The sequence below is a fragment of the Oscillibacter sp. KLE 1728 genome, assembly GCF_934833455.1.
Classification (GTDB): domain Bacteria; phylum Bacillota; class Clostridia; order Oscillospirales; family Oscillospiraceae; genus Oscillibacter; species Oscillibacter welbionis.
Map to the genome: position 1 here is coordinate 1 of NZ_CAKVVF010000017.1, position 23,159 is coordinate 23,159.

General features: G+C 61.3%; 26 protein-coding genes and 3 tRNA genes. 16 read left to right on the top strand and 13 right to left on the bottom strand.

The features are described 5' to 3' along the window. A partial coding sequence (locus QVE23_RS03175; protein WP_287967565.1) for a 6-phosphofructokinase occupies positions 1-1,211 on the bottom strand: 1,211 nt, incomplete at its 3' end. A gap of 214 nt (positions 1,212-1,425) precedes the next feature. On the opposite strand from QVE23_RS03175, the gene fba reads away from it, so the two are divergent. After that, positions 1,426-2,394, top strand: a complete 969-nt coding sequence (gene fba, locus QVE23_RS03180) for a class II fructose-1,6-bisphosphate aldolase (RefSeq protein ID WP_021749927.1) — start codon at positions 1,426-1,428, stop codon at positions 2,392-2,394. A gap of 78 nt (positions 2,395-2,472) precedes the next feature. On the opposite strand, the gene QVE23_RS03185 is transcribed toward fba, so the two are convergent. Both QVE23_RS03185 and mtnN read right to left on the bottom strand, forming a co-directional pair. Beyond that, positions 2,473-2,703 carry a DUF6485 family protein gene (locus QVE23_RS03185; protein ID WP_021749928.1) on the bottom strand — a complete coding sequence of 77 codons (231 nt, stop codon included), beginning with the start codon at positions 2,701-2,703 and terminating at the stop codon, positions 2,473-2,475. After that, positions 2,700-3,425, bottom strand: a complete 726-nt coding sequence (gene mtnN / locus QVE23_RS03190) for a 5'-methylthioadenosine/S-adenosylhomocysteine nucleosidase (protein WP_287967566.1) — start codon at positions 3,423-3,425, stop codon at positions 2,700-2,702. The genes QVE23_RS03185 and mtnN overlap by 4 nt, the downstream gene beginning before the upstream one ends. Positions 3,426-3,616: 191 nt before the next feature. On the opposite strand from mtnN, the gene trpS reads away from it, so the two are divergent. The 4 genes from trpS to QVE23_RS03210 are packed head-to-tail and all read left to right on the top strand — an operon-like array spanning position 3,617 to position 7,719. Beyond that, positions 3,617-4,624, top strand: coding sequence for a tryptophan--tRNA ligase (gene trpS, locus QVE23_RS03195; protein ID WP_021749930.1), 1,008 nt, complete (start codon positions 3,617-3,619; stop codon positions 4,622-4,624). A gap of 13 nt (positions 4,625-4,637) precedes the next feature. Next, positions 4,638-5,783: an MraY family glycosyltransferase gene (locus tag QVE23_RS03200; RefSeq protein WP_021749931.1), complete on the top strand. Its 1,146-nt coding sequence runs from the start codon at positions 4,638-4,640 to the stop codon at positions 5,781-5,783. Then, positions 5,784-6,932 carry a non-hydrolyzing UDP-N-acetylglucosamine 2-epimerase gene (gene wecB / locus QVE23_RS03205; RefSeq protein WP_025544616.1) on the top strand — a complete coding sequence of 383 codons (1,149 nt, stop codon included), beginning with the start codon at positions 5,784-5,786 and terminating at the stop codon, positions 6,930-6,932. It begins immediately after the preceding gene. 37 nt (positions 6,933-6,969) lie between these two features. Next, on the top strand, positions 6,970-7,719 hold the full coding sequence (locus tag QVE23_RS03210) for a hypothetical protein (protein ID WP_287967568.1): 750 nt from the start codon (positions 6,970-6,972) through the stop codon (positions 7,717-7,719). Between the two features lie 97 nt (positions 7,720-7,816). Here QVE23_RS03210 and QVE23_RS03215 read toward each other — a convergent pair whose 3' ends face one another. From QVE23_RS03215 to QVE23_RS03225, 3 genes are read right to left on the bottom strand one after another with little or no spacing between them, the layout of a single operon-like run. Further along, a complete protein-coding gene (locus QVE23_RS03215; protein WP_021749934.1) occupies positions 7,817-7,963 on the bottom strand; it encodes a hypothetical protein in 147 nt (48 codons plus the stop codon). An 11-nt stretch (positions 7,964-7,974) separates the two neighbouring features. Next, positions 7,975-9,984 carry a ferrous iron transport protein B gene (gene feoB, locus QVE23_RS03220; RefSeq protein WP_021749935.1) on the bottom strand — a complete coding sequence of 670 codons (2,010 nt, stop codon included), beginning with the start codon at positions 9,982-9,984 and terminating at the stop codon, positions 7,975-7,977. Beyond that, positions 9,981-10,211: a FeoA family protein gene (locus QVE23_RS03225; protein WP_119311010.1), complete on the bottom strand. Its 231-nt coding sequence runs from the start codon at positions 10,209-10,211 to the stop codon at positions 9,981-9,983. The genes feoB and QVE23_RS03225 overlap by 4 nt, the downstream gene beginning before the upstream one ends. Positions 10,212-10,457: 246 nt before the next feature. Here QVE23_RS03225 and QVE23_RS03230 point away from each other — a divergent pair, with 246 nt between their 5' ends. Beyond that, positions 10,458-10,826, top strand: a complete 369-nt coding sequence (locus QVE23_RS03230) for a VOC family protein (RefSeq protein WP_021749938.1) — start codon at positions 10,458-10,460, stop codon at positions 10,824-10,826. A 153-nt stretch (positions 10,827-10,979) separates the two neighbouring features. Next, the gene (locus QVE23_RS03235) at positions 10,980-11,525 is read left to right on the top strand and encodes a DUF4352 domain-containing protein (RefSeq protein ID WP_025544618.1); all 546 of its coding nucleotides are present in this window, start codon (positions 10,980-10,982) and stop codon (positions 11,523-11,525) included. A gap of 78 nt (positions 11,526-11,603) precedes the next feature. Here QVE23_RS03235 and QVE23_RS03240 read toward each other — a convergent pair whose 3' ends face one another. Then, on the bottom strand, positions 11,604-12,860 hold the full coding sequence (locus QVE23_RS03240; RefSeq protein WP_021749940.1) for a diaminopimelate decarboxylase: 1,257 nt from the start codon (positions 12,858-12,860) through the stop codon (positions 11,604-11,606). 431 nt (positions 12,861-13,291) lie between these two features. Between QVE23_RS03240 and yedF the strand changes: the two genes are divergently transcribed. From yedF to QVE23_RS03260, 4 genes are read left to right on the top strand one after another with little or no spacing between them, the layout of a single operon-like run. After that, on the top strand, positions 13,292-13,909 hold the full coding sequence (gene yedF / locus QVE23_RS03245) for a sulfurtransferase-like selenium metabolism protein YedF (RefSeq protein ID WP_036630682.1): 618 nt from the start codon (positions 13,292-13,294) through the stop codon (positions 13,907-13,909). Further along, positions 13,906-15,048, top strand: coding sequence for an aminotransferase class V-fold PLP-dependent enzyme (locus QVE23_RS03250; RefSeq protein ID WP_287967570.1), 1,143 nt, complete (start codon positions 13,906-13,908; stop codon positions 15,046-15,048). The genes yedF and QVE23_RS03250 overlap by 4 nt, the downstream gene beginning before the upstream one ends. A gap of 2 nt (positions 15,049-15,050) precedes the next feature. Beyond that, positions 15,051-15,287 (top strand): putative Se/S carrier protein, encoded by a 237-nt coding sequence (locus tag QVE23_RS03255; RefSeq protein ID WP_021749944.1) that lies wholly within the window; start codon positions 15,051-15,053, stop codon positions 15,285-15,287. Between the two features lie 12 nt (positions 15,288-15,299). Continuing rightward, a complete protein-coding gene (locus tag QVE23_RS03260; protein ID WP_021749945.1) occupies positions 15,300-15,473 on the top strand; it encodes a DUF6472 family protein in 174 nt (57 codons plus the stop codon). A 75-nt stretch (positions 15,474-15,548) separates the two neighbouring features. Here the strand turns inward: QVE23_RS03260 and QVE23_RS03265 are convergent, their stop codons facing one another. Together QVE23_RS03265 and QVE23_RS03270 are read right to left on the bottom strand one after the other, a co-directional pair. Next, positions 15,549-16,241 (bottom strand): M15 family metallopeptidase, encoded by a 693-nt coding sequence (locus QVE23_RS03265; protein WP_136891750.1) that lies wholly within the window; start codon positions 16,239-16,241, stop codon positions 15,549-15,551. A 516-nt stretch (positions 16,242-16,757) separates the two neighbouring features. Continuing rightward, positions 16,758-16,833 (bottom strand) — tRNA-Pro (locus QVE23_RS03270). A 168-nt stretch (positions 16,834-17,001) separates the two neighbouring features. On the opposite strand from QVE23_RS03270, the gene QVE23_RS03275 reads away from it, so the two are divergent. Together QVE23_RS03275 and QVE23_RS03280 are read left to right on the top strand one after the other, a co-directional pair. Further along, a tRNA-Ser gene (locus tag QVE23_RS03275) sits at positions 17,002-17,089 on the top strand. A gap of 27 nt (positions 17,090-17,116) precedes the next feature. Continuing rightward, positions 17,117-17,210 (top strand) — tRNA-Ser (locus QVE23_RS03280). Positions 17,211-17,254: 44 nt separating this feature from the next. Here QVE23_RS03280 and QVE23_RS03285 read toward each other — a convergent pair. The 4 genes from QVE23_RS03285 to nth all read right to left on the bottom strand — a co-directional run bounded on the left by QVE23_RS03285 (position 17,255) and on the right by nth (position 19,091). Then, positions 17,255-17,611 (bottom strand): hypothetical protein, encoded by a 357-nt coding sequence (locus tag QVE23_RS03285; protein ID WP_119310975.1) that lies wholly within the window; start codon positions 17,609-17,611, stop codon positions 17,255-17,257. A gap of 3 nt (positions 17,612-17,614) precedes the next feature. After that, positions 17,615-18,040, bottom strand: a complete 426-nt coding sequence (locus tag QVE23_RS03290) for a hypothetical protein (RefSeq protein ID WP_021750686.1) — start codon at positions 18,038-18,040, stop codon at positions 17,615-17,617. A gap of 30 nt (positions 18,041-18,070) precedes the next feature. After that, positions 18,071-18,331 carry a hypothetical protein gene (locus QVE23_RS03295; RefSeq protein WP_025544228.1) on the bottom strand — a complete coding sequence of 87 codons (261 nt, stop codon included), beginning with the start codon at positions 18,329-18,331 and terminating at the stop codon, positions 18,071-18,073. A 115-nt stretch (positions 18,332-18,446) separates the two neighbouring features. Beyond that, positions 18,447-19,091 carry an endonuclease III gene (gene nth, locus QVE23_RS03300; protein WP_021750684.1) on the bottom strand — a complete coding sequence of 215 codons (645 nt, stop codon included), beginning with the start codon at positions 19,089-19,091 and terminating at the stop codon, positions 18,447-18,449. A gap of 166 nt (positions 19,092-19,257) precedes the next feature. Between nth and QVE23_RS03305 the strand changes: the two genes are divergently transcribed. The 3 genes from QVE23_RS03305 (at position 19,258) to pepT (ending at position 23,157) form a co-directional block, all read left to right on the top strand. Next, complete coding sequence (locus QVE23_RS03305; protein ID WP_021750682.1) at positions 19,258-20,670, top strand: sodium:solute symporter family protein; 1,413 nt, start codon at positions 19,258-19,260, stop codon at positions 20,668-20,670. A gap of 87 nt (positions 20,671-20,757) precedes the next feature. Then, positions 20,758-21,885, top strand: a complete 1,128-nt coding sequence (locus tag QVE23_RS03310) for an aminopeptidase (RefSeq protein WP_025544230.1) — start codon at positions 20,758-20,760, stop codon at positions 21,883-21,885. A 15-nt stretch (positions 21,886-21,900) separates the two neighbouring features. Beyond that, on the top strand, positions 21,901-23,157 hold the full coding sequence (gene pepT, locus QVE23_RS03315; protein ID WP_021750680.1) for a peptidase T: 1,257 nt from the start codon (positions 21,901-21,903) through the stop codon (positions 23,155-23,157). Positions 23,158-23,159 lie beyond the last annotated feature (2 nt).

Genomic DNA, 23,159 nt, shown 5'->3' on the forward strand with positions numbered 1-23,159 from the left:
GCGAAGCGGGGCAGGGAGTCCTCCTTGGGCAGCTTGGGCTCGCCCTGGATCAGGGGCAGCACATAGTCGATGAAAGGCTTCTCCACGCCGTTGTGGGCGACGTTGATCCACTCGATGGGCACCTTCTTCTCGGTGTTGGCCACATCGGTCAGGGGCAGCAGCTTGGTCTTGCAGACGTACTGGCCGTCCTCATAGCTGCGCTCGAAGCCCACCATCTTGTCGGTGATGCCATTGACGGCGTTCTCCACAGCGGCCTTGCCGCTCATGACGGCCTCCTCGATATCGGTCTCGGACGCCAGGTGGGCACCGCACCGCTGGAGGAGGGAGAGCTCGATGCCACGGACCTTGGCGCCGGTCTTCTCCTTGACTACCTGGGCCAGCAGGGAGGCCAGGCCGCCCAGCTGGGCGTGGCCGAAGCCGTCGGTGGCAGAGGTCTTGGCCTCGGAGACGAAGGAGCCGTCAGCGTAGTGGATGCCCTCGGAGACGGCCACCATACAGTTGCCCTTTTCCTTATAGATGCGCTCCACGTCGGCCAGGAACTGGTCCATGTCGAAGTCCACCTCGGGCAGGTACACCAGATCGGGGCCGGCGCCGTAGGCGGTGGCCAGGGCGGCGGCGCCAGCCAGCCAGCCGGCGTGACGGCCCATGATCTCGATGATGCAGACCATGCCGGTGTCATACACTCGGGCATCCTGATAGACCTCCATGCAGCTGGTGGCAATATACTTGGCGGCGGAGGCGAAGCCGGGGCAGTGGTCGGTTCCGAACAGGTCGTTGTCGATGGTCTTGGGCACGCCCATCACGCGGCACTCATAGCCGACCTTCTGCATGTACTTGCTGATCTTGTTGCAGGTGTCCATGGAGTCGTTGCCGCCGTTGTAGAAGAAGTAGCGGACGTCATACTTCTTGAAGATCTCCAGAATCCGCTTGTAGTCGGTGTCATCCACATCCGGGTCCGCCATCTTGTACCGGCAGGAGCCCAGGGCAGAGGAGGGGGTGTACTTCAACAGTTCCAGCTCTGCCGGGTCCTCCTGGCCCATATCAAACAGCCGGTCGTTCAAAACGCCCTTGATGCCGTGCTCCGCGCCCAGGACGCGGGTGATGCTGGGGTTCTTCAATGCCGTGGCGATGACGCCGTAGGCACTGGCGTTGATGACGGAAGTAGGGCCGCCGGACTGGCCGAAAATGCAGGCGCCTTTCAGTTCACTCATGGAAAAATCCTCCTCAGATTTGGTTTCGGGATGCTTTCTTTCATCATATCATTCAAAAAAAGAATTGTAAATACTTGCATTTTAAAAATCTTGTGATATTATCATAAGGGAAAATCGTTTTCGTTCTTTTGAATCGGCGTTTTTTGACAACCGGGATCGGACCTGTCGGCCGATGTGGGAGAGCGGGACAAATAAATGAACAGGAGTTGATCTTATGGCACTGGTTACCACGACCGAAATGTTCAAAAAAGCCTACGACGGCGGCTATGCCATCGGCGCGTTCAACGTCAACAATATGGAGATCGTCCAGGGCATCACCGAGGCCGCCCGGGATCTGGAGGCTCCCCTGATTCTCCAGGTGTCCAAGGGCGCCCGGGCCTACGCCAACCACACCTATCTGGTGAAGCTGGTGGAGGCGGCCGTCATCGAGTGCCCCAACATCCCCATCGCCCTGCATCTGGACCACGGCCCGGACTTCGAGACCTGCAAGAGCTGCATCGACGGCGGCTTCACCTCCGTCATGATCGACGCCTCCAGCAAGCCCTTTGCTGAGAACATTGAAATCACCAAGAAGGTGGTCGAGTACGCCCACGACCACGGCGTGGTTGTGGAGGCCGAGCTGGGCGCTCTGGCCGGCATCGAGGACGACGTGAAGGTCTCTGCCGAGGAGTCCCACTACACTCATCCCGAGGAGGTCCAGGAGTTCGTGGAGAAGACCGGCTGCGACTCCCTGGCTATCGCCATCGGCACCAGCCACGGCGCTTACAAGTTCACTGCCGCCCAGTGCACCCGCAACGAGAAGGGCGAGCTGGTTCCGCCTCCCCTGCGCTTTGATATCCTGGACGAGGTCGTGAAGCGCCTGCCCGGATTCCCCATTGTGCTTCATGGCTCCTCTTCCGTGCCCCAGGAGTTCGTCCGTATGGTCAACGAATTCGGCGGTAAGATGCCTGATGCCGTGGGCATTCCCGAGGAGCAGCTGCGCAAGGCTGCCCGTAGCGCCGTGTGCAAGATCAATATTGACTCCGACCTGCGTCTGGCCATGACCGGCACCATCCGCAAGTTCATGGCGGAGCACCCCGACAAGTTCGATCCCCGCGAGTACCTGAAGCCCGCCCGCGCCGCCATCAAGGAGCTGGTGTCCCACAAGATCGTGGACGTGCTGGGCTGCGACCACAAGGCCTGAGCCTGCCCCGGACCCTGTTTTTGAAAAGAAGGCGGAGGGAGCGCGATGCGCTCCCTCCGTTTTTCTGTCCGGGGTCAGCTACTGTTTATCAGAGGCGGCCATCTCCGCCTCCCGCTCCAGCACCCGTCGGGCGAAGGCCGCCATGGTACAATCCTCCACTGTCTCCCCGGGCCGGATCACCAGATTGAAAAAGCAGCTGGGGATCTCGCCTTTGCGCAGCTCTTTCTGAATGCACAGATCGCACCCCTGGCTATGGTTGGAGGGATGGCAGCGGCAGGCGGTGTTTTGGCAGGTACAGAAATGCGTCATGGCAGTTCTCCTTTTTCAATCGGGCAGGACTCGCTGACGGCCAGGCGTTTCAACAGGGCGTGGGCCACCTGGGCTGCGATTTCAGAAGCCCGGCGGCAGTTTTCCTCAAAGCAGGCGGCGGCGGATCGGTCGGCCGAATCGGTGATGGTGCGAATGGAGAGGAATGGGATGCCGTTTGCATGGCAGACATGGGCAACGGCCGCGGATTCCATATCCGCGCAAAGGGGGTGAAATGCGGACCGCACGGCCTCTGTCCCAGGGCCAGAGAGAAAGGCTTCTCCGGTCACCATCCGCCCGAAGCGGACGGGGCGGCCGGAGTCCTGGGCCGCCTGGGTGGCCAAGGAGAGCAGGAAGGGGTCCCCCGGGAACCAGATGGAGTCCATCCAGGGATGGAACTCCGTGAGAATATCCTCAGCTACATCGTGATAGGCGGTCTCTGTGCTGATGACGGTATCAAAGATGGAGATGGATGGGTCGATGCCTCCTGCTGTGCCCGCATTGATGATGGCTTCCACCCGGCAGCTGTCAATGAGGACCTGGGCAGCGATGGCCGCATTGACCTTGCAGACACCACTGTACAGAGCGGCGGCAGGAACGCCGGAGATCCATCCCTCGTGGATCGTGAGCATGGCCTGCCGGCGGACGGAGCGCCTGTCCAGAAGAGGCAGGAACGGCGCGAGCTCGTCATCTCCGGCGCACAGGATTCCGATTTTGGGGAGCACGTCCCATCCCTCCTCTTTGCAGAGCAGCTGCGGTTATGGGGGTATTGTAACACGCAACGTCTGGGAGCGCAATCAAAGATTGCACAGAATAATGTTGTATGGTATAATATAATAGTTATCTCGATATAAGGAAAACCGGCCGCCATCCGGCAGAGATGCCTGGCAGCTTGAGTATTTGAGGTGGATACAAAATGGAAAACGAAGTACAGAAAAAACGAATCCTGAGCGGCATCCAGCCCTCCGGCGACCTGACCCTGGGTTCCTATCTGGGGGCCATCAAGAACTGGGCGGCTCTGGCTGACGAATATGACTGCTACTACATGCTGGCAGACATGCACACCATCACAGTGCGGCAGGTGCCCGCTGAGCTGCGGCGGCATACCCTGACCCAGGTGGCGGCCTACATTGCCAGCGGCCTGGACCCGGAGAAAAACGTGCTGTTCGTCCAGTCCCACGTGCCTGCCCACGCCCAGCTGGGCTGGGTACTGGACTGCTACACCATGTTCGGCGAGCTCAGCCGTATGACCCAGTTCAAGGACAAGTCCGCCAAGAACGCCGACAACATCAACGCCGGCCTCTTCACCTATCCGGCCCTGATGGCCGCCGACATCCTGCTGTACCAGGCAGACCTGGTGCCGGTGGGCGGCGACCAGAAGCAGCACGTGGAGATCTGCCGGGACATCGCCACCCGGTTCAACGGGATCTACGGTGATACCTTTAAGCTGCCGGATCCCTATATCCCACAGGTGGGCGCCAGGGTCATGAGCCTCACCAGCCCGGAAAAGAAGATGAGCAAATCCGACAAGGACCCCAACGGCTGCGTCTACATGCTGGAAAAGCCGGAGGACATCCTGCGCAAGTTCAAGAAGGCCGTGACGGACTCCGAGGCCTGCGTCCGCTTTGACCCGGCCGACAAGCCCGGTGTGTCCAACCTGATGCAGATCTACGCCGTGGCCACCGGCAAGAGCTTTGAGACCATCGAGCAGGAGTTCGCCGGCCATGGCTACGGCGACTTCAAGCAGGCGGTGGGTGAGTCCGTGGTGGAGCTGCTGCGGCCCATCCGGGAGGAGACGGAGCGCCTGCTGGCGGACAAGAGCTATCTGGAGAGCGTCTACCGCGCCGGTGCGGAGAAGGCGGCCTATGTAGCCAACCGGACCCTGAACAAGGTCTATAAAAAGGTGGGCTTCCTGCCCCGGTGATGGAGGAGACATCATGTTGATCGAAAACCGGCTGATCGCCTATACGCTGCTGGCGCTGCTGGTGGCGCTGGTCGTCAGCTTTCTGATGACGCCCATCGTCAAGACTTTTGCTTACAAGGTGGGGGCCATCGACGTACCCAAGGACGCCCGCCGGATGCACAAGACTCCCATCCCCCGGCTGGGGGGACTGGCCATCTTTATCGGCTTCATGGTCAGCATCCTGCTGTTTGTGGAGATCACGGCCGAGATGCGCAGCATCCTGCTGGGAGCCGTTATCATCGTGGTGCTGGGCGTGGTGGACGACATCATGGCCCTGCCGGCGCTGCTGAAATTTGTGGTGCAGATCGTGGCCGCCCTGATCCCCGCCACCCACGGCGTGGTGATCCAGGCGTTTTCCAACCCCAACGTCTTTTCGGACAATCCCTATTGGGTGCTGGGAAATCTCTCCGTGCCCCTGACGGTGCTTTGGATTGTTGCCATCACCAACGCGGTGAACCTGATCGACGGCCTGGACGGCCTGGCCAACGGCGTCTCCGCCATCTCCGCCACCACAGTGCTGGTGATCGCCCTCATTGGCGGGCAGTTTCAGGTGGCTGTGGTGATGGCGGCCCTGGTGGGGGCCTGCGTGGGCTTCATGCCCTACAACATGAACCCCGCCAAGATGTTTATGGGCGACACCGGCGCCACCTTCCTGGGCTACATTTTGGCCACCATGTCCATCCAGGGCCTGTTCAAGTTCTATGCCATCATCTCCTTTGCGGTGCCATTCCTGATTCTGGGACTGCCCATCTTTGACACCGCCTTTGCCTTCATCCGCCGCATCGCCCACGGCCAGAGCCCCATGCACGCCGACCGGAGCCACATCCACCACCGGCTCATCGACATGGGCCTGAACCAGAAGCAGGCGGTGGCTACTCTGTACGTGATCTCTGCCATCCTGGGCTTGAGCGCCGTGGTGCTGACTACCAGCGGGGAGGGCCGGGCCATGCTGCTGTTCCTGGTGCTGTGCATCGTGGCAGTGGTGGCCGCCCGGGTGGTGTTCCCCAAGGAGGTCAAGGAGGAGCTGCACGAAGAGTTGGAGGAGCTGAAGGAGCACGGCCACCACGGCCATCATCCAGCGGACAAGCCGGAGGATGATGGAAAGACGGAGGAGAAGTAAATGGAAAAGCTGCGGATCATGAGCGTCTTCGGCACCCGGCCGGAGGCCATCAAGATGTGCCCCCTGGTGCAGGAGCTGGCGAATCGGGAGGGGATCGAGAGCCTCTGCTGCGTCACCGCCCAGCACCGGCAGATGCTGGACAGCGTGCTGGAGGTCTTTCAGGTGAAGCCGGACTGGGATCTGGACATCATGACCCCCCGGCAGACGCTGTCCACCATCACCAGCAAGTGCCTCACCGGCATGGACGAGGCCATCGACGCCCTGAAGCCGGATATGATCCTGGTTCACGGGGACACCTCCACCACCTTTGCCGGTGCCCTGTCAGCCTTTTACCATCAGGTGTCCGTTGGGCACGTAGAGGCAGGATTGCGAACCTATGACAAGTATTCTCCCTTTCCAGAGGAGATGAACCGGAAGCTGGTGTCCGCCATTGCGGACCTGTATTTCTGTCCCACCGCCAACAATCGGGCCAACCTGGAGCGGGAGGGTATTACCAAGGGGCTGTTCGTCACCGGCAACACGGTCATCGACGCTTTGAAGACCACAGTCCGGCCGGACTACCGCTTTTCCACAGAGGAGCTGAATCAGCTGCCCTATGGGGAGAAGAAGATCGTTCTTGTTACCTGCCACCGGCGGGAGAATTATGGCGAGCCGATGAAGAACATCATGCTGGCCCTGCGGCAGATCGCCGAGGAGAACCGGGACGTGGAGCTGGTGTACCCGGTGCACCTGAGCCCGGTGGTGCGGGAAGCAGTGGACACCTATCTTCGGGGCGCGCCCCGGGTCCATCTCATCGACCCGCTGCCGGCGGACGAGATGCATAACCTTATGGCCCGGTCTTATCTGGTGCTGACAGACTCCGGTGGTCTCCAGGAGGAGGCCCCTGCCCTGGGCAAGCCGGTGCTGGTGATGCGCCGGGAGACGGAGCGGCCGGAGGCGGTAGAGGCCGGGACCGTGAAGCTCTGCGGCGTGGTACAGGATGACATCGTCACCATGGCGGAGCGGCTGATCCGGGACAAGAGCGCCTACGACGCCATGGCCCACGCGGTGAATCCTTACGGCGACGGCCATGCCTGCCGCCGGATTGCCGATGCCATCGAGTGGAAGTTCGGCCTGCGGCGGGATCGGCCGGCAGAATTCGGCGTCTGACCTGCCGCGGACGGCACCCTGAGAGAGGAGGGCGGAGATGGAGAAACGGAAGCTGAACCGGATCACCGCGGGCTTTATTGTCCTGGTGGTGATGGTGCTGATCCTGATGTTCAGCAACAGTCTGCGCCGCTCCTCCCATATCACGCTGCCGGAGGAGGGGAGCTCCCCCGGACAGGCAGAGGATACCAATGCCTCCGGCGGTGACGCCCTGACAGTGATCGCGGTGACGCCGGAGACGGTGCAGACCGCCATTGAGACGCTGACCCGCCCGCGGCAGTACAGCCGGGTGATCCGGGTGGAGCAGCTGTGGGACGGCGGCAGCGGTTCCTTTGAGACCACCGTCACGGTCAGCGGCCGCTGGACACGGACAGACCGCTCCCTGTCGGACGGACAGGTTCGCCACACCATCACCGACGGGGAGATCACTTATATCTGGTATGGCAGTGAGAGCAGCGTTTACAGCGCCCCTGCGGGGGACATCACCCCGGATGACGAGCAGGCCATCCCCACCTATGAGAGCATCCTGGACCTGCCGGTGGAGGATATCGCCGCCGCGGATTACCGCAGCGTCTCCGATGTGAACTGCATTTACGTGGAGACGGTCCAGGATCCGGAGGGTTACACCCAACGGTACTGGGTCAGCGTGGAGACAGGCTTACTGGTAGCGTCGGAGCGGCTGTTGGAGGGGGAGACCATCTACCGCATGGCATCCCTGACGGCAGATCTGAGCACCCCCTCCACAGACCGGTTTATCCTGCCGGACGGCACGGTGCTGCTGGACACATGAGGCGAACCCCCACCGGAGACAGCCGGCGGGGGTTCTTTTCAGCAAGGCCCCGGCGGAACATTCCGCCGGGGCCGTTTTACCGACAATATGGGGTATGTCAGCGGCGGGCGCTGCGGCAGGCACCGCCGCAGCGGTCACAGCAGCCATCACAGCCGCCGCAGCCCTTTCCTCTGCGGCGGAGGCAGGAACGGAGGGCAAGCGCCAGCCAGACGCCCAGGGCCGCCAGGATCAAAACTTCCAGCATGGCAGCCTCCTCTATCCCAGCAGCAGCGCCGCGATGTGGTAGACCAGGAAGGCCACCATCCAGGCAATCACGCACTGGCTCAACGCCACACCGGCGGCCTTCCAGCCGGAGCCCAGCTCCCGCTTCACTGCGGAGATGGCGGCCACGCAGGGGGTGTACAGCAGGGTGAAGGCAAGGAACCCGGCGGCAGTGACAGGGGTGAACAGCGTCCCCAGGGCGGCGGTGCTGACATCCGCGCCGGACCCGGTAAGGATTCCAAGGGTGGAGATGACGGACTCCTTTGCGATGAACCCGGTGATGAGGGCAGTGGAAACCCGCCAATCGGCAAAGCCCAGAGGAGCGAAGAGCGGGGCGATCCAGGCACCCACGGTGGCCAGCAGACTGTCGGCGCTGTCATCCACCAGGTTCAGCCGGGTGTCAAAGGTCTGGAGGAACCAGACGATGATGGTGGCCACGAAGATGATGGTGAAGGCTCGGGTCAGAAAATCCTTGGCCTTGTCCCAGCACAGCTGCCACACGCTTTTGGCGGAGGGGAAGCGGTAGTTGGGCAGCTCCATGACGAAGGGCACGGGGTTGCCCTTGTAGACTGTGGTGCCCAGCACCTTGGCCGCCACGATGCCCACCAGGATACCCAGGATGTACAGCCCGATCATCACCAGGGCGGCATGATTCGGGAAAAAGGCGGCGGAAAACACGCCGTAGATGGGGATCTTGGCAGAGCAGCTCATGAAGGGCGTCAGCAGGATGGTCATCCGCCGGTCCCGCTCCGAGGCCAGTGTCCGGGTGGACATGATGGCGGGCACTGAGCAGCCGAAGCCCACCAGCATGGGGACAATGCTCCGGCCGGAGAGACCGATCTTCCGCAGCAGCTGGTCCATGACGAAGGCCACACGGGCCATGTAGCCCGTGTCCTCCAAAATGGAGAGGAAGAAGAACAGCACCACGATGATGGGCAGAAAGCTCAGTACACTGCCCACTCCCGCGAACACGCCGTCGATCACCAGACTGTGGACCACGGGGTTCAATCCATAGGCGGCGAGGCCGCTGTCCACCGCCGCGGTGAGGGCATCGATCCCCGCGGCCAGCAGATCCGACAGGAAGGCGCCGATGACTTCAAAGGTCAGGAAGAAGATGCCCAGCATGATGGCGAAGAACAGCGGCAGGGCCAGGTATTTGTTGGTCACCACCCGATCGATGGCCTCGCTGCGGGCCCGCTCCCGGGACTCCCGGCACTTCACCACCGTGCCGGAGCAGATGGTTTCGATGAAGGTGTAGCGCATATCCGCCAGTGCGGCATTGCGGTCCATGCCGCACTCGTCCTCCATCTCCTTGACGCTGTGCTCAATGAGCTCCAGCTCGTTCTGGTCCAGGGCCAGGCGGGTCACGATGTCCTCGTCTCCCTCAATGAGCTTGGTGGCGGCGAATCGGACGGGAAGGCCCGCAGCCTCCGCGTGATCCTCGATCTGGTGGACCACCGCGTGGATGCACCGGTGGACCGGTCCGGGGGAGCAGAAGTCGTACACCGTAGGCAGCGTCTTGGTCCGGGCAGTCTGGACGGCAACCTTCACAAGCTCGTCCACGCCCTGGTTTTTCACAGCGGAGATGGGCACCACCGGGATGCCCAATGCCTGGGACATTCCCTTCACGTCGATGGTGCCGCCGCCGGCGGTGACCTCATCCATCATGTTCAGGGCCAGCACCATGGGAATACGCATCTCCATCAGCTGGAGCGTCAGGTACAGGTTCCGCTCGATATTGGTGGCGTCCACGATATTAATGAGGCCGTCGGGCTTTTGGTTCAGGATGAAATCCCGGGTGACAATCTCCTCCGGCGTATAGGGCCGGATGGAGTAGATGCCCGGCAGGTCGACCACCGTGCAGTCCTTTTCCCCCCGGATGGCGCCAGACTTCTGATCCACCGTCACGCCGGGGAAATTGCCCACGTGCTGGTTGGAGCCGGTGAGCTGGTTGAACAGCGTGGTCTTGCCGCAGTTTTGGTTGCCGGCCAGTGCGAAAATCATGTCTCGGCCACCTCCACTTCGATTTTCCCGGCGTCCTCCTTCCGCAGGGACAGGGAGTACCCCCGCACCCGCAGCTCCAACGGGTCGCCCAGGGGTGCGACCTTCTCCACCCGCACGCGGGTCTTCGGGATCAGCCCCATATCCAGCAGGCGGCAGCGCAGGGCGCCCTCGCCGCCCACAGCCGTGATGACGGCCTCCTGCCCCAGGGGCAGCTTGTCCAGTGTCATCGGAACGTTCCTCCTCAAAAGTTAGCATTGTCTAACAATTAGAAGTTTATCATCGTGCACTTTAGGAGGCAACTATAAAACAAGCCAAAAGCCGACAAATTTTTCTCTGGAAATTGTATAACATGGATAAAAAGAAGAAGCGGCGGGCAGGGTTTGGAAAGGGCCTTGCCCCGGAGGGGGCAGAAATGCTATACTGAACCCAAACCAAGCCGGAGGCAGAGGGCCCCCGGCGATCAGGAGGAGCTTATGCTGACATTCAATCACTTCAATTTCAATGTAGCGGATTTGGACAAATCTCTTGCGTTCTACAAGGAGGCCCTGGGCCTGGAGCCGGTGGGGGAGCGGAAGGCGGCGGCCGACGGCAGCTTCATCATCGTCTACCTGGGGGATGGAAAAACGGACTTCCGCCTGGAGCTGACATGGCTGCGGGACCATCCCCAGAAGTATGACCTGGGGGAGTGCGAATTCCATCTGGCCCTCCGGGCAGAGGACTATGAGGCGGCCCACGCCAAGCATGCCGCCATGGGCTGCATCTGCTTTGAGAATCCTGCCATGGGGATCTATTTTGTGACAGATCCCGACGGATACTGGATCGAGATCATCCCCACCCGATAAAGGTGCACAAAGGGAAGCCCCCGCGCTGAGAAAAATTTTTTTGAACGGCAGTTGCGCCCGGCTGGGCGCCATGGTACACTGAGATTGGTCGTGGGGCGTTCTGCCGGGGGCGGCGGAGGCCCGGATCTATTTTTTGGCAAGGGAGAGAGTGAAATGAAACAGAGACTGTTTGCATTGGCGGCGGCTGTGGTGATGGCACTGGGGCTGACCGCCTGCGGCGGAAGCGGCTCCAGCGAGGGCCGCACCGGCGACACCATGGAGACCTACTTCTTTGATTTCACAGTCAACAGCGCATACCTTACCAGCGACTACGCGGGCCGTACCCCTGGGGAGGGGAACGTACTGCTGGTGGCGGACATCACCGTAAAGAACACCTTCGAGCAGAGCATTGAGATGTATGACACTGATTTCCAGGTCCAGTGGGACGACGGCGATGACGCCTATGCCTATCCCATCACCACAGACATGGAGACCTATACGGAAGTGGAGCCGGTGGGGGAGAACCAGCTACCCGGTACATATCCCATGGCCGTGGACGAGGAGCGCAGCGGCGAACTGGTCTATGAGGTACCCTCCGGTTTTACGGACTTCTCCATCGCTTATCTGGAGCAGTTTGTGGATGACTCCGGGGAGGAGAGCACCGGCGAGACTTTCTTCGTCTACTTCACTGCTGAAGACCAGACAGGTGCCTCCGCCTGACAAAAACAGAAAAAGCGCCACCGCAGGAGCGGTGGCGCTTTTGATTTTGATCCGTTGCTGCGGGACTGGACGGTTTCCTCACCAGACCAATGTGCGGAAATAGTCCTCCGGCGTCTCCGCCCGGCGGATCAGCTCCACGGAGCCGTCCTCCTTCAGCAGCAGCTCGGCGGAGCGGAGCTTGCCATTGTAGTTGTAGCCCATGGAGAAGCCGTGGGCGCCGGTGTCGTGGATCACCAGCAGGTCCCCCATGTCGATCTTGGGCAGCATCCGGTCCACGGCGAACTTGTCATTGTTCTCGCAGAGGCTGCCGGCGATGTCATACTTATGGTCGCAGGGCTGGTCCTCTTTGCCCATCACGGTGATATGGTGGTAGGACCCGTACATGGCCGGACGCATCAGGTTGCAGGCACAGGCATCCACGCCGATGTACTCCTTATAGATGTGCTTTTCGTGGATGGCCCGGGTGACCAGATGTCCGTATGGACCGGTCATGAAGCGGCCCAGCTCGGTATACAGGGCCACGTCACCCATCCCGGCGGGCACCAGCACCTCCTCATAGGCCCGGCGGACTCCCTCGCCGATGACGGCGATATCATTGGCAGGCTGCTCCGGACGGTAGGGGATCCCCACGCCGCCGGAGAGGTTGATGAAGGTGATATGGACGCCGGTCTCCGCCTTCAGCTCCGCTGCCAGCTGGAAGAGAATGCGGGCGAGGGCGGGGTAGTAGTCGTTAGACAGGGTGTTGGAGGCCAGGAAGGCGTGGATGCCGAACTCCTTGGCGCCCATGGCGGAAAGGCGGGTAAATGCCTCCGCGATCTGGGCGCGGGTCATGCCGTACTTGGCGTCGCCGGGATTGTCCATCACCTGGAAGCCCTCCCGGGTCTCGCCCAGGGTGAACACGCCGCCGGGATTGTAGCGGCAGCAGATTTTCTCCGGCACATGGCCGATGGACCGCTCCAGATAGTCCACCAGCGTCAGATCGTCCAGGTTGATGATGGCGCCCAGCCGGTCCGCCATCTGGAATTCCTCCGCCGGGGTATCATTGGAGGAGAACATGATGTTCTCACCGGTGATGCCGCACCGCTCCGAGATCATCAGCTCCGTCATGGAGGAACAGTCGCAGCCGCAGCCCTCCTCGTGCAGCAGCTTCAGCAAGGCAGGGGTGGGAGCGGCCTTCACGGCGAAATACTCCCGGTAGCCGGGATTCCAGGCAAATGCCTTCCGCAGGCGGCGGGCATTCTCCCGGATGCCCTGCTCATCATAGATGTGGAACGGGGTGGGGTACTGGGCGGCGATGGCCTCCAGCTGGTCCTTTGTGACAAAGGGGGTCTTCATATCAACAGCCTCAAATCTTCATAAACTCTACCGCGTCGAATTTTGCGGTGCCATAGATGTGTCCTATTTTACGAGCACATCCATGTCTCTGTCAAGAAATTTGCCCAAAAAACGGAAAAACAGTCCTTGATTTTCCCAAACAGACAGGCAGAGCGATGTTCTTTTCAAAAAACATCCCTTGCTTTTCCAGGAAAGAGACGATACAATGGCCGTAGAGTGCCGTCCCGCCTAGAAGGAGCGGCAACCGCTCCGCAGCGGAACTGTCCCTGCCGGTCCGGATGATGATTCTGTGCGCGCGGGCAGCGTTAGTCTGGTGGTCGAGCGGTATGCAGACGGAAAGATCGCCTGGGGACGGGCTCTAAATCCTCCGTCCTGCTGCAGGCGAACGGATGAAACACACAGCCGCCGAGGGGCGGGGAGAGGAGAACAAGATGAAAACTGTGATCGTGGACGCTGTGGGGGAGCCGTGCCCCATTCCGGTGGTGAAGGCCACGAAAGCCCTGCGGGAGCTGGGAGAGCCGGGAACGCTGGAGGTCCGGGTGGACAATGAGATCGCGGTGCAGAACCTGACCCGCATGGCGGCGGGGAACCACCTGCCGGTCCAGGCGGAGAAGAAGGGAGAGCACCTGTTTGTGGTGACCATGGAAGTGGCGGAGCCGGTGGGAGATGCCCCGGCGGAGGAACCTGCCCTGACCTGTGTTCCGGACGCCCGGGGCGACTTGGTGGTGGCCGTGGATTCAGAGACCATGGGACGGGGCAGCGACGAACTGGGGAAGCTGCTGATGAAGAGCTTCCTTTTTGCCGTGAGCCAGCTGCCCCGGCTGCCCAGGACCGTCCTGTTCTATAACGGCGGTGCCAAGCTGACGGTGGAGGGTTCCGAATCCCTGGAGGACCTGCGGAATATGGAGGCCCAGGGAGTGGAGATCCTCACCTGCGGCACCTGCCTGAACTTTTACGGTCTGGCGGAGAAGCTGGCTGTGGGCGGCGTCACGAATATGTACGCCATTGTGGAGGCCCTGGCCAATGCCGGGAAGGTCATCAAGCCATGATCTACCTGGACAACGCCGCCACCACCCGGCCCAAGCCTCCCAGTGTGGCAGAGGCGGTGGCCGCGGCCATGAATGACTACGGCAACAGCGGCCGGGGCACCCATCCGGAGGCCCTGGAGGCGGCCCGGAGCATCTACGGCGTCCGTCAGGCGCTGGCGGCTCTCTTCGGCTGTTCCCGGGCGGACCGTGTGGCCTTCACGCCCAATTCCACCATGGCGCTGAACATCGCCATCTCCGGCCTGCTGGGGGCGGGGGACCATGTGATCTCCACAGATCTGGAGCATAACTCGGTTCTGCGTCCGCTGTACAGACTGCGGGCGCAGGGAGGGGCGGTGGACTTCGTCCCGGCAGACCGGCAGGGGCGGATCGACTATGAGGACTTTGAGCGGCTCCTGCGGCCGAATACAAAGGCAGTGGTGTGCACCCACGGCTCCAACCTGACGGGGGATCTGATGGACATCCAGCGGGTGGGGAACTTCTGCCAGAAGCACAGGCTTCTGTTCATTCTGGATGCCTCCCAGACCGCAGGGGTATTTCCCATTGACATGGAACGGCAGCACATCAGCGTGGTGTGCTTCACCGGCCACAAAAGCCTGATGGGCCCCCAGGGCACCGGCGGGCTCTGTGTGGGAGCGGGGGTGGAGATTCGCCCCTTTGCCGTGGGCGGCACCGGCGTCCAGAGCTACTCTGAGACCCAGCCGGAGGCCTATCCCACCCGGCTGGAGGCGGGGACCCTCAACAGCCATGGTATTGCCGGCCTGGGAGCATCTCTGGCGTTTCTGAAGCGTACCGGTTGGGACGCAGTCCGCACGCACGAGTCCGTCCTGGCCCGGCGGTTCTATGAAACCGTTAGAACCATTCCTGGCGTAAAAGTGTATGGGAATTTTGCTGTACAGCTCCGGGCGCCTATCGTGTCCCTGAATATCGCTGATCTGGACTCCTCGGAGGTGGCGGACGAGCTGGCGGAGCGGTTTGAGATCGCCACCCGGCCCGGCGCCCACTGCGCCCCCCGGCTCCACCGGGCGCTGGGGACCGAGGACCAGGGCGCGGTGCGGTTCTCCTGGTCCTATTTCAATACAGAGGCAGAGACCGACGCGGCTGCAGAGGCGGTCTGTATCCTGGCGGCGGAGGCAGTCTGACCATGCGGAAAAAAGAAGAGCGGTTCGTGGTAACTTTCGCCACCACCACCGGGGCCATGGCCATGGAGCGGGCCTGCCAGGCGGCGGGGCTGCCGGGGCGGCTGATCCCGGTGCCCCGGAGCATCACCGCCGGCTGCGGGATGTGCTGGTCTGCGCCGCCGTCGGCCCGGGCGGATCTGGAGGCCCTGGTGATCCGGGAAAGACTGGACGTGGACGGCCTGTACGCCGTCCTGCTGTGAGGAGGAGAGAGCATGTCGGCAAATTGCGAGGAGTGTGTCTACTACGACTACGACGAGGAACTGGCGGCTTACGTCTGCGAAGCGGACCTGGACGAGGACGAAATGGAGCGGTTTCTCCGTGGCGGCACACGGGACTGTCCCTTCTACCGGCCCGGCGACGATTACCGCACGGCCAGACGGCAGTGAGCACGACGAACCATGACAAAACAGCGCCTTGGACATCGTATCTGTCCAAGGCGTCGTTTGCATATATACGATGGCTCACTGGGCGGAGAGCCAGTCTACGTATTCCTCCAGGCACAGGTCAAGCTCCGTCATCTCCCGGGCGGCTTCCCGGCCCACATAGCGGTAGTGCCAGGGCTCATAGATAATGCCTGTGATCTCGCTTTTGGCGTTGGGATAGCGCAGGACAAAACCGTATTCCCAGCTGTGCTCGATCAGCCACTGCTGGACCAGGGTGTCCTCCTGCCCCTGGTCCAAAATCTGATAGGAGGCGTCTACAATGTCCAGGGCCAGGCCCGTCTGGTGCTCACTGGTGCCCGGCACGGCTACCACAGTTCCAGCCTCCGTGACGGCGTTTTCGTATGAATATCCCTCTTCTATCAAACGCTGGAGCTTGTTTTCGTACAGCTCCTGCTGCTTGGCCTGTGTCCGGTAGGACGAGCAGATCACCGGGTCCAATCCCGCTGCCCGGCAGTCGTCCATCATCTCCTGCAGATCCGGGTATGCTCTGGAATCCACCGAGTGGCCATACTTCAGCTTTGTCCGTTCAAACGTGTATCCATCGGGCAAAGGGTTCCAGCGGTTCACCAGCAGGATCTGCCAGTCATCCGGAGTAACGGCGCCGGACTGGGGGGCCGGATTCAGCTCGACCGGCGGCAGGGCATCGGGTTCCTGCAGCGAAGACTCCGGGTGCTGCTCCGTCAGTTGTTCCGCAGGCTCCAACGCAGACATGGGGGCGGAAAAGGATCTCACTGTGCGTATAGTCAAAACCACGGCAGACAATACCAGACACATGCAGAAAAGCTTCAAAGGCCAGCGCAGTCTGCGGGAGCGCTTTCTACGCCGCCCTTTTGAGCTATGTACGTCTGCGGCTCTATCATTTGTATAAACCATGGGAGTCCTCCTCGGGCGCCTATGTGATCTGTTGCTTTTGGTTCTGCTCTACCTAATAGACGCCGGTTTGTCGAAAAAAGTTTCAAAATGGGGAAATCTTTAGATGGCCGGTCATGGCATGCAATCTCCGGACAGCTAGGTCGGCAGCGGAAGAGCAGGGGGGGACTGCGAATCAGAAGACGCCCGCCGCAATCTGTACAACATGGATGCTGTGTTTGTTTCCGCCGGTATATTCTGAACAATAAGGCCGCACACATTGCCGAGCGGGCAATGTGTGCGGCCAGTCACAAACAAGCCGGGGGAGATGTCGGTGAAAGTAAAAAAAATCGAAGCATCCAATTTGGATGCTTCGATTGGTCCGAGTGGCGAGACTTGAACTCACGGCCTCTTGACCCCCAGTCAAGCGCGCTACCAACTGCGCCACACCCGGAAATGTGCTGCTCGAAGTCAGCTCAGTTATAATAGCATACTGTTTCTGGAAATGCAACCCCTAAAATGAAAAAAATTAAAAAAATAAAAATGGGAGCAGATTGTTGACAAATCGCCAATCGATATAGTATAATAATCAGGCGTCCGACGGATGGCGCCTTTCCATGATGGAGAGATGTCCGAGCGGTTGAAGGAACCGGTCTTGAAAACCGGCGACGCGCAAGCGTCCGTGGGTTCGAATCCCACTCTCTCCGCCACATCTTTAATCAGTGAATATCGTATCTGCAGAAGTACCCAAGAGGCCGAAGGGGCTCCCCTGCTAAGGGAGTAGGGTGTCTAAAAAACGCCGCGAGGGTTCAAATCCCTCCTTCTGCGCCACACGCCGCAAGCATTCTGTGCTTGCGGCGTGTTTTTTCTGTCATTTACAAGATCAGCAGCAGGCCCAGGGCCACCAGCAGCTCTTCATCCGCGCCCTCCCGGAAGAGGAAGAAGAGGATGGCCAACAGCAGCAGGTCCCCGGAATCCACACTGCTCAGGTGAAACTGGTCCAGCAGATGCCGGAGCAGGCTGCTGAGGCTGTCCGGCCCATTCTCGCCGGAGGGGGGAGGATCAGGGCGGGGCGGGGGGGCGCTGTCCCAATGGGGAGGCTGCTGCCCGCCGCCGGATGGCGGGTGTTCCGGCTGACCGGAAGGGGAGGTGCCGCCCTGTGTATGCCGGGGCTCCTCCTCCGGGATACGGGTGTAGGTGCCCTGGTCGTTGCGGATGTAGCGGTTATACATGGCTCACCCCTCCCATCCAGCCAGAAATTTCCGGCCCAGGTGGAACAGGCGCGCCAGCTGGAGAGCCCGTTCCACCTTCTCCTGCCGCTCCGGCTTGAGATAGGGCCGCAGTGCGTACAGCAGCTGCCGGGCGTTGGAGTCCCGTGCTCCTCCCAGCTCCTGGATCAGGGGCAGGAACCGCAGGAGCAGCTGCGGATCCAGCCCACCGGCCAGGGCGGAGAGAGGATCGCCGCCGGATGGCGGCGGAGTCTGCGGCTGCTGGCCCCAGCCGGGAGAAGAACCGCCCGGCTGGGACGGGGGAGGGGGCGGCGCATTGGCGGCGTTGTTTCCTCCGGTCCCACCGGAGAGAGACTGGGCCAGTTGCATGATCTGTGCCATGGCGTCCGGGTTGGAGAGAATGCTGTTCAGTTTATCGTCGAATTCCGCCACCGCCGGTCCGCCCCCTTTCTGTACTTGCCGTTACCGGCCGTTCATGGTCTTGTTGATGCGGTCGATCAAAGCTGCGCCGTCCGGGCTCTGCATCAGCTGGTTCACCATGCGGACCATCTCCGCCGGGTTGCCCTTGGCGGCGGACTGGGCCGCCCGCTGGAGAGATGCTCCACGGTCTCCCCCGGAGAGCATCTGCATCAGCGCCTGCCCGTCCCGGGACTGCATCAGCGCCTGGAGCATGGCGGGGTTGCTTTTCAGCTGTTGGATCATACGGGCCGTCTGTTCGTCCATAGTGCCTCCTTGTGCCGTCTGTCGGATGGATTTCATCTCAGTATATGAGGGAAGACAAAAAAACGTGCCTGCGCATTGCGCAGACACGTGAAGTTCCAGAGTGATTCCAATGCTGTCAGCCCCGTCTGGCGGCTTTGGCGGTGTCGCAGTCCTTTGCCAGGGGGCAGCCCTCGCACTTGGGGGAGCGGGCGGTGCAGGTATCCCGGCCGAAGAGCACCATCCGGTGGCAGAAGTTGTTGGACTCCTTGGGAGGGATCCGCTCCCGCAGCTGCCGCTCCACCTGAAGGGGATCCTTGGAGCCGTCGGTGATCCCCAGCCGTCCCGTGATGCGGATGCAGTGGGTGTCGCAGACATAGGCGGGCTGGCCGAACACGTCCCCCAGAATCAAATTGGCGGTCTTGCGCCCCACGCCGGGAAGGCCGGTCAGTTCCTCCATGGTGCCGGGGACTCTGCCGCCGTATTCATTCACCAGCTTCTGGGCGCAGGCCACGATGTCCCGGGCCTTGCCGTTGTAAAAGCCGCAGGAGTGGATGTATTCGCCCACCTCCGCCGGATCCGCCTCGGCAAAGCTCTCCAGCGTGGGGAAGCGGGCGTACAGCGCCGGGGTCACCTTGTTCACCCGCTCGTCTGTGCACTGGGCGGACAGGCGCACCGCAAACAGCAGCTCGTAGTCCTTTTTATATTGTAAGGAGCACAGCCCGTCCGGGTAAATGCCCTTCAGCGTCTCAATGATGCGGTTCACCGCAGCCTTGGATGTCATGTCGCTCACCTCGGGGACAGGATACCACAGATTTCGACAAAAAGCCAGAGAAAAATTGCCGCGTCCCGATGCCGGCGCATACGCCGGACGGGATACAACTTGACATTATTCCCCTGAAAGAGTAAAATCTCTTTATTATTCTATTGTGTGAGGAGAAGGAGAATATATGACTTACATTGTTGCGATCAGCGCCTATCTGGTGCTGCTCACGATCTTCGGGCTGATCGTGGCCCGGAAGAAAGTCAAGACCTCGGATGACATGGTGACCGGCGGCCACCGCATCCCCTTCATCATCCTGGTGGGCACACTGCTTGCTACTTGGTGCGGCGGCGGCGGAATCACCGGCTCCGCCAGCGTGGTGTACACCGGCGGCCCCTGGGTGGGTCTCATCACCTTTGCGGCGCCGCCCATCGGCATCATCCTGCTGTATTTCATCGCCGGCAAGGTCCGCAAGTCCAACAAGGTCACGGTGCCGGAGATCATGGGCGCCCGTTACGGTAAGGCCGCCAGCATCATCGCCGCCCTGTGCGTCATGCTGGCCTATGTGGGCGTGCTGGCCACCCAGCTGAAGGCTGCGGCGGACATCATCGTGCTGCTGTGCGCTTCCAGCGGGATTGAGATCTCCCACGGCTTGGCCCTGACCATCTGCACAGCCCTGATCGCCATCATCACCGTGGGCGGCGGTCTGGTGTCTGTGGCCTATTCCGACGCCATCAGCGCCCTGCTGATGATCGGCGGCTTCTTCCTGGCGATTCCCTTCCTGATCGGCGTGGCCAACTCTCAGGGCGCCACTCTGCCTCCGGAGAAGATGACCATTACCGGCGGTATGTCCGGCTGGGAGCTGCTGGGCTACTTCCTGCCCTCCCTGGCCCTGATGCTGGGCGACCAGAACATGCTGCAGCGGTTCGCCTCTGCCAAAAACAGCGACGAGGCCAAGAAGTCCAACATCGGCATGTTCATCGGCGAGATCCTGGTCATCATCAGCATCGTCCTGGTAGTCACCCAGGCAGCCAAGCTGTATCCCACCCTGGACGTTCCCTCCAATGTGATCTTCCAGGTGGCGGTGGACTACCTGCCTCTGGCCTTCGGTGCGCTGGTGATGTGCGCCTGCATGGCCTTCATCGTCACCACGGCGGACAGCTATCTGCTCTCCTCTGCCACCAACCTGACCAACGACATCTATGTGAAGTACATCCGCAAGGATGCCACCGACAAGCAGAAGATGCTGGTCCTCCGGGGTACCATCATTGTGTTCAGCTTCATCGCTGTGGCGCTGACGCTGTATTTCCCCACTGTGCTGTCCCTGCAGATGACGGCCTACACCATGTACGGCGCCGCCATCACCCCGGCGATCCTGTTTGCCCTCTTCTCCAAGAAGGTGACGCCTGCCGGCGGCATGGCCGGTATCCTGGTGGGCGGTCTGGTCACGATCATCTGGACGCTGATGGGCACGCCCTACGGCATCCAGTGCGCCATTGTGGCGGTGCCTGCCTCGGTGATTGCCATACTGATCGTCAGCGCCGTGACCCGCTGCAACGATCCCAAGCGGTCTCTGGAAGCCCTGTACCAGGACAACTGATTCCAGGCGGGGCAGAAGAGATGCTCTTCTGCCCCGTTTTTTCTGTGCGGTGACGCGCAAGGACTGAAAGGAAAGAGAGGAACCACCATGGAAGATCCCCGTATCCGCAAATTCGCCCAGTTCCTGATCCGCAGCGCTGTGGGCCTGGAGAAGGGCGAGAAGATCCTGATTGAGCTCCACGGCAGTGAGACCGGATTGATGAAGGCCCTGGTCCAGGAAGCCTATGCTGTTGGCGGCAAGCCCTTTGTCCACATCTTCGACTACGCCGTAGAGGGTGCCCTGGTCCAGGGAGCCGACGCGGAGCACATGGAGGAGATCGCCTCCTACGAGCTGGAGCGGATGCGGGACATGGACGCCTATATCGACATCCGGGCCACCACCAATATCAGCATGTGGCACAACGTCAGCGACGAGGCCCAGAAGCGCTACCGCCAGTATTACTGGGGCCCCATCCATCTGGCGGAGCGGTGCAACCATACCAAGTGGTCTGTGCTCCGGTATCCCAACGACGCTATGGCCCAGCTGGCGGGCGTTTCCACGGAAGAGTATGAGGACTTCTATTTCCGGGCCTGCCTGGTGGACTACGACAAGATGGGCCGGGCCATGCAGCCCCTCCAGGACCTGATGGCCAGGACCGACAAGGTCCGTATCGTCGCTCCCGGCACAGACATCTCCTTCTCCATCAAGGGCATCCCCAGCTTCGGGATGCACGGCAACCGGAACATCCCCGACGGTGAGATCTACACCTCGCCCGTGAAGAACTCCGTCAACGGGCACATCACCTACAACGTGCCGTCCCCCTATGACGGCTTTTTGTTCCGGGATGTGTATCTGGAGTTCAAGGACGGCAAGATCGTCAAGGCCACCAGCAACAACACGGACTATATGAACGAGATCCTGGACATCGACGAGGGCGCCCGGTACATCGGCGAGTTCGCCTTCGGTGTGAACCCGGAGATCAACCACCCCATCGGGGACATTCTGTTCGACGAGAAGATCGCCGGCAGCTTCCACCTGACCCCCGGCAACAGCTACGACAATGCCTCCAACGGCAACCATTCCGCCGTCCATTGGGACCTGATCCAGATCCAGACGCCGGAGTACGGCGGGGGCGAGATCTGGTTCGATGACGTGCTGATCCGCAAGGACGGCCTCTTCGTGCTGGACGAATTGAAATGCCTGAATCCGGAGAATCTGCTCTCCAAGGAAGAATAAGGAGGAATCTAGAACATGGATACCGTTGTTGACCGCCTGATCCGCTACGCCAAGGTGTACAGCGAGAGTGACTACCACGCCGGCCGCACTGTCACCCCCAGCACGGACCGCCAGTTCGACATGGCCAAGCTGCTGGTAGAGGAGCTCCACGGCCTTGGCATCGAAAACGCCCGGTACGATGACAAGTGCTACGTCTACGCCACACTGGATGCCACGCCGGGGTGCGAACAGCTGCCCGCCATCGGCCTGATCGCCCACATGGACACCACCCCGGACATGACCGGCAAGGACGTGAAACCCCAGATCATCCACTACACCGGCGGGGACGTGGTGCTGAACCGGGAGCAGAACATCGTCATGGAGGCCGCCCAGTTCCCGGAGCTGCAGAAATTCGTGGGTCAGGAGCTGGTCTGCACCGATGGCACCACCCTGCTGGGGGCGGATGACAAGGCGGGCATCGCCATCATCCTCCAGGCGGTGGAGGAGCTGCTGGCAGAGAAGGCTCCCCACGGCAAAATCTGCCTGGGCTTCACCCCGGACGAGGAGATCGGCATGGGCGCCAGCTTCTTCGATGTATCCGGCTTCGGCGCGGACTTTGCCTATACCCTGGACGGCGGCGATATCACCGACTATGAGTACGAGACCTTCAACGCCGCCAAGACCGTGGTGACCATCAACGGCTTCAGCATCCACCCGGGCACCTCCAAGGACAAGATGCGCAACGCCCTGTTGATCGCCATGGAGTACAACGCCCTGCTGCCGGCGCTGGAGACCCCCGCCCACACGGAGGGGTACGAGGGCTTCTTCCATCTGCAGGAGATGCACGGCAAGGCGGAGAAGGCCACGATGGAGTATATCGTCCGGGACCACGACATGAAGCGGTTCCAGGAGCGCAAGGCCATGATGGACAAGGCCGCGGAGCAGATCAACCGCCGCTGGGGCGACGGCACCGCGGTGGTGGACACCCACGACCAGTACTACAATATGTACGAGGTGCTGAAGGACCACATGGAGATTCTGGAGCTGGCAGAGTCCGCCATGAAGGCCGCCGGCATTGAGCACCCCACCCATTCTCCCATCCGGGGCGGCACTGACGGCAGTGTGCTGACCTACAAGGGCCTGCTGTGCCCCAACCTGCCCAGCGCGGGCCACAACGCCCACGGCCGGTACGAGTATGCGCCGGTAGAGTCCCTGAAAACCGGCGTCAAGACCGTAAAGGCTCTGGTCTCTCCGGAGCTGGTGGAGACCATTATCGGAAAAAAAGAGGGGTGACA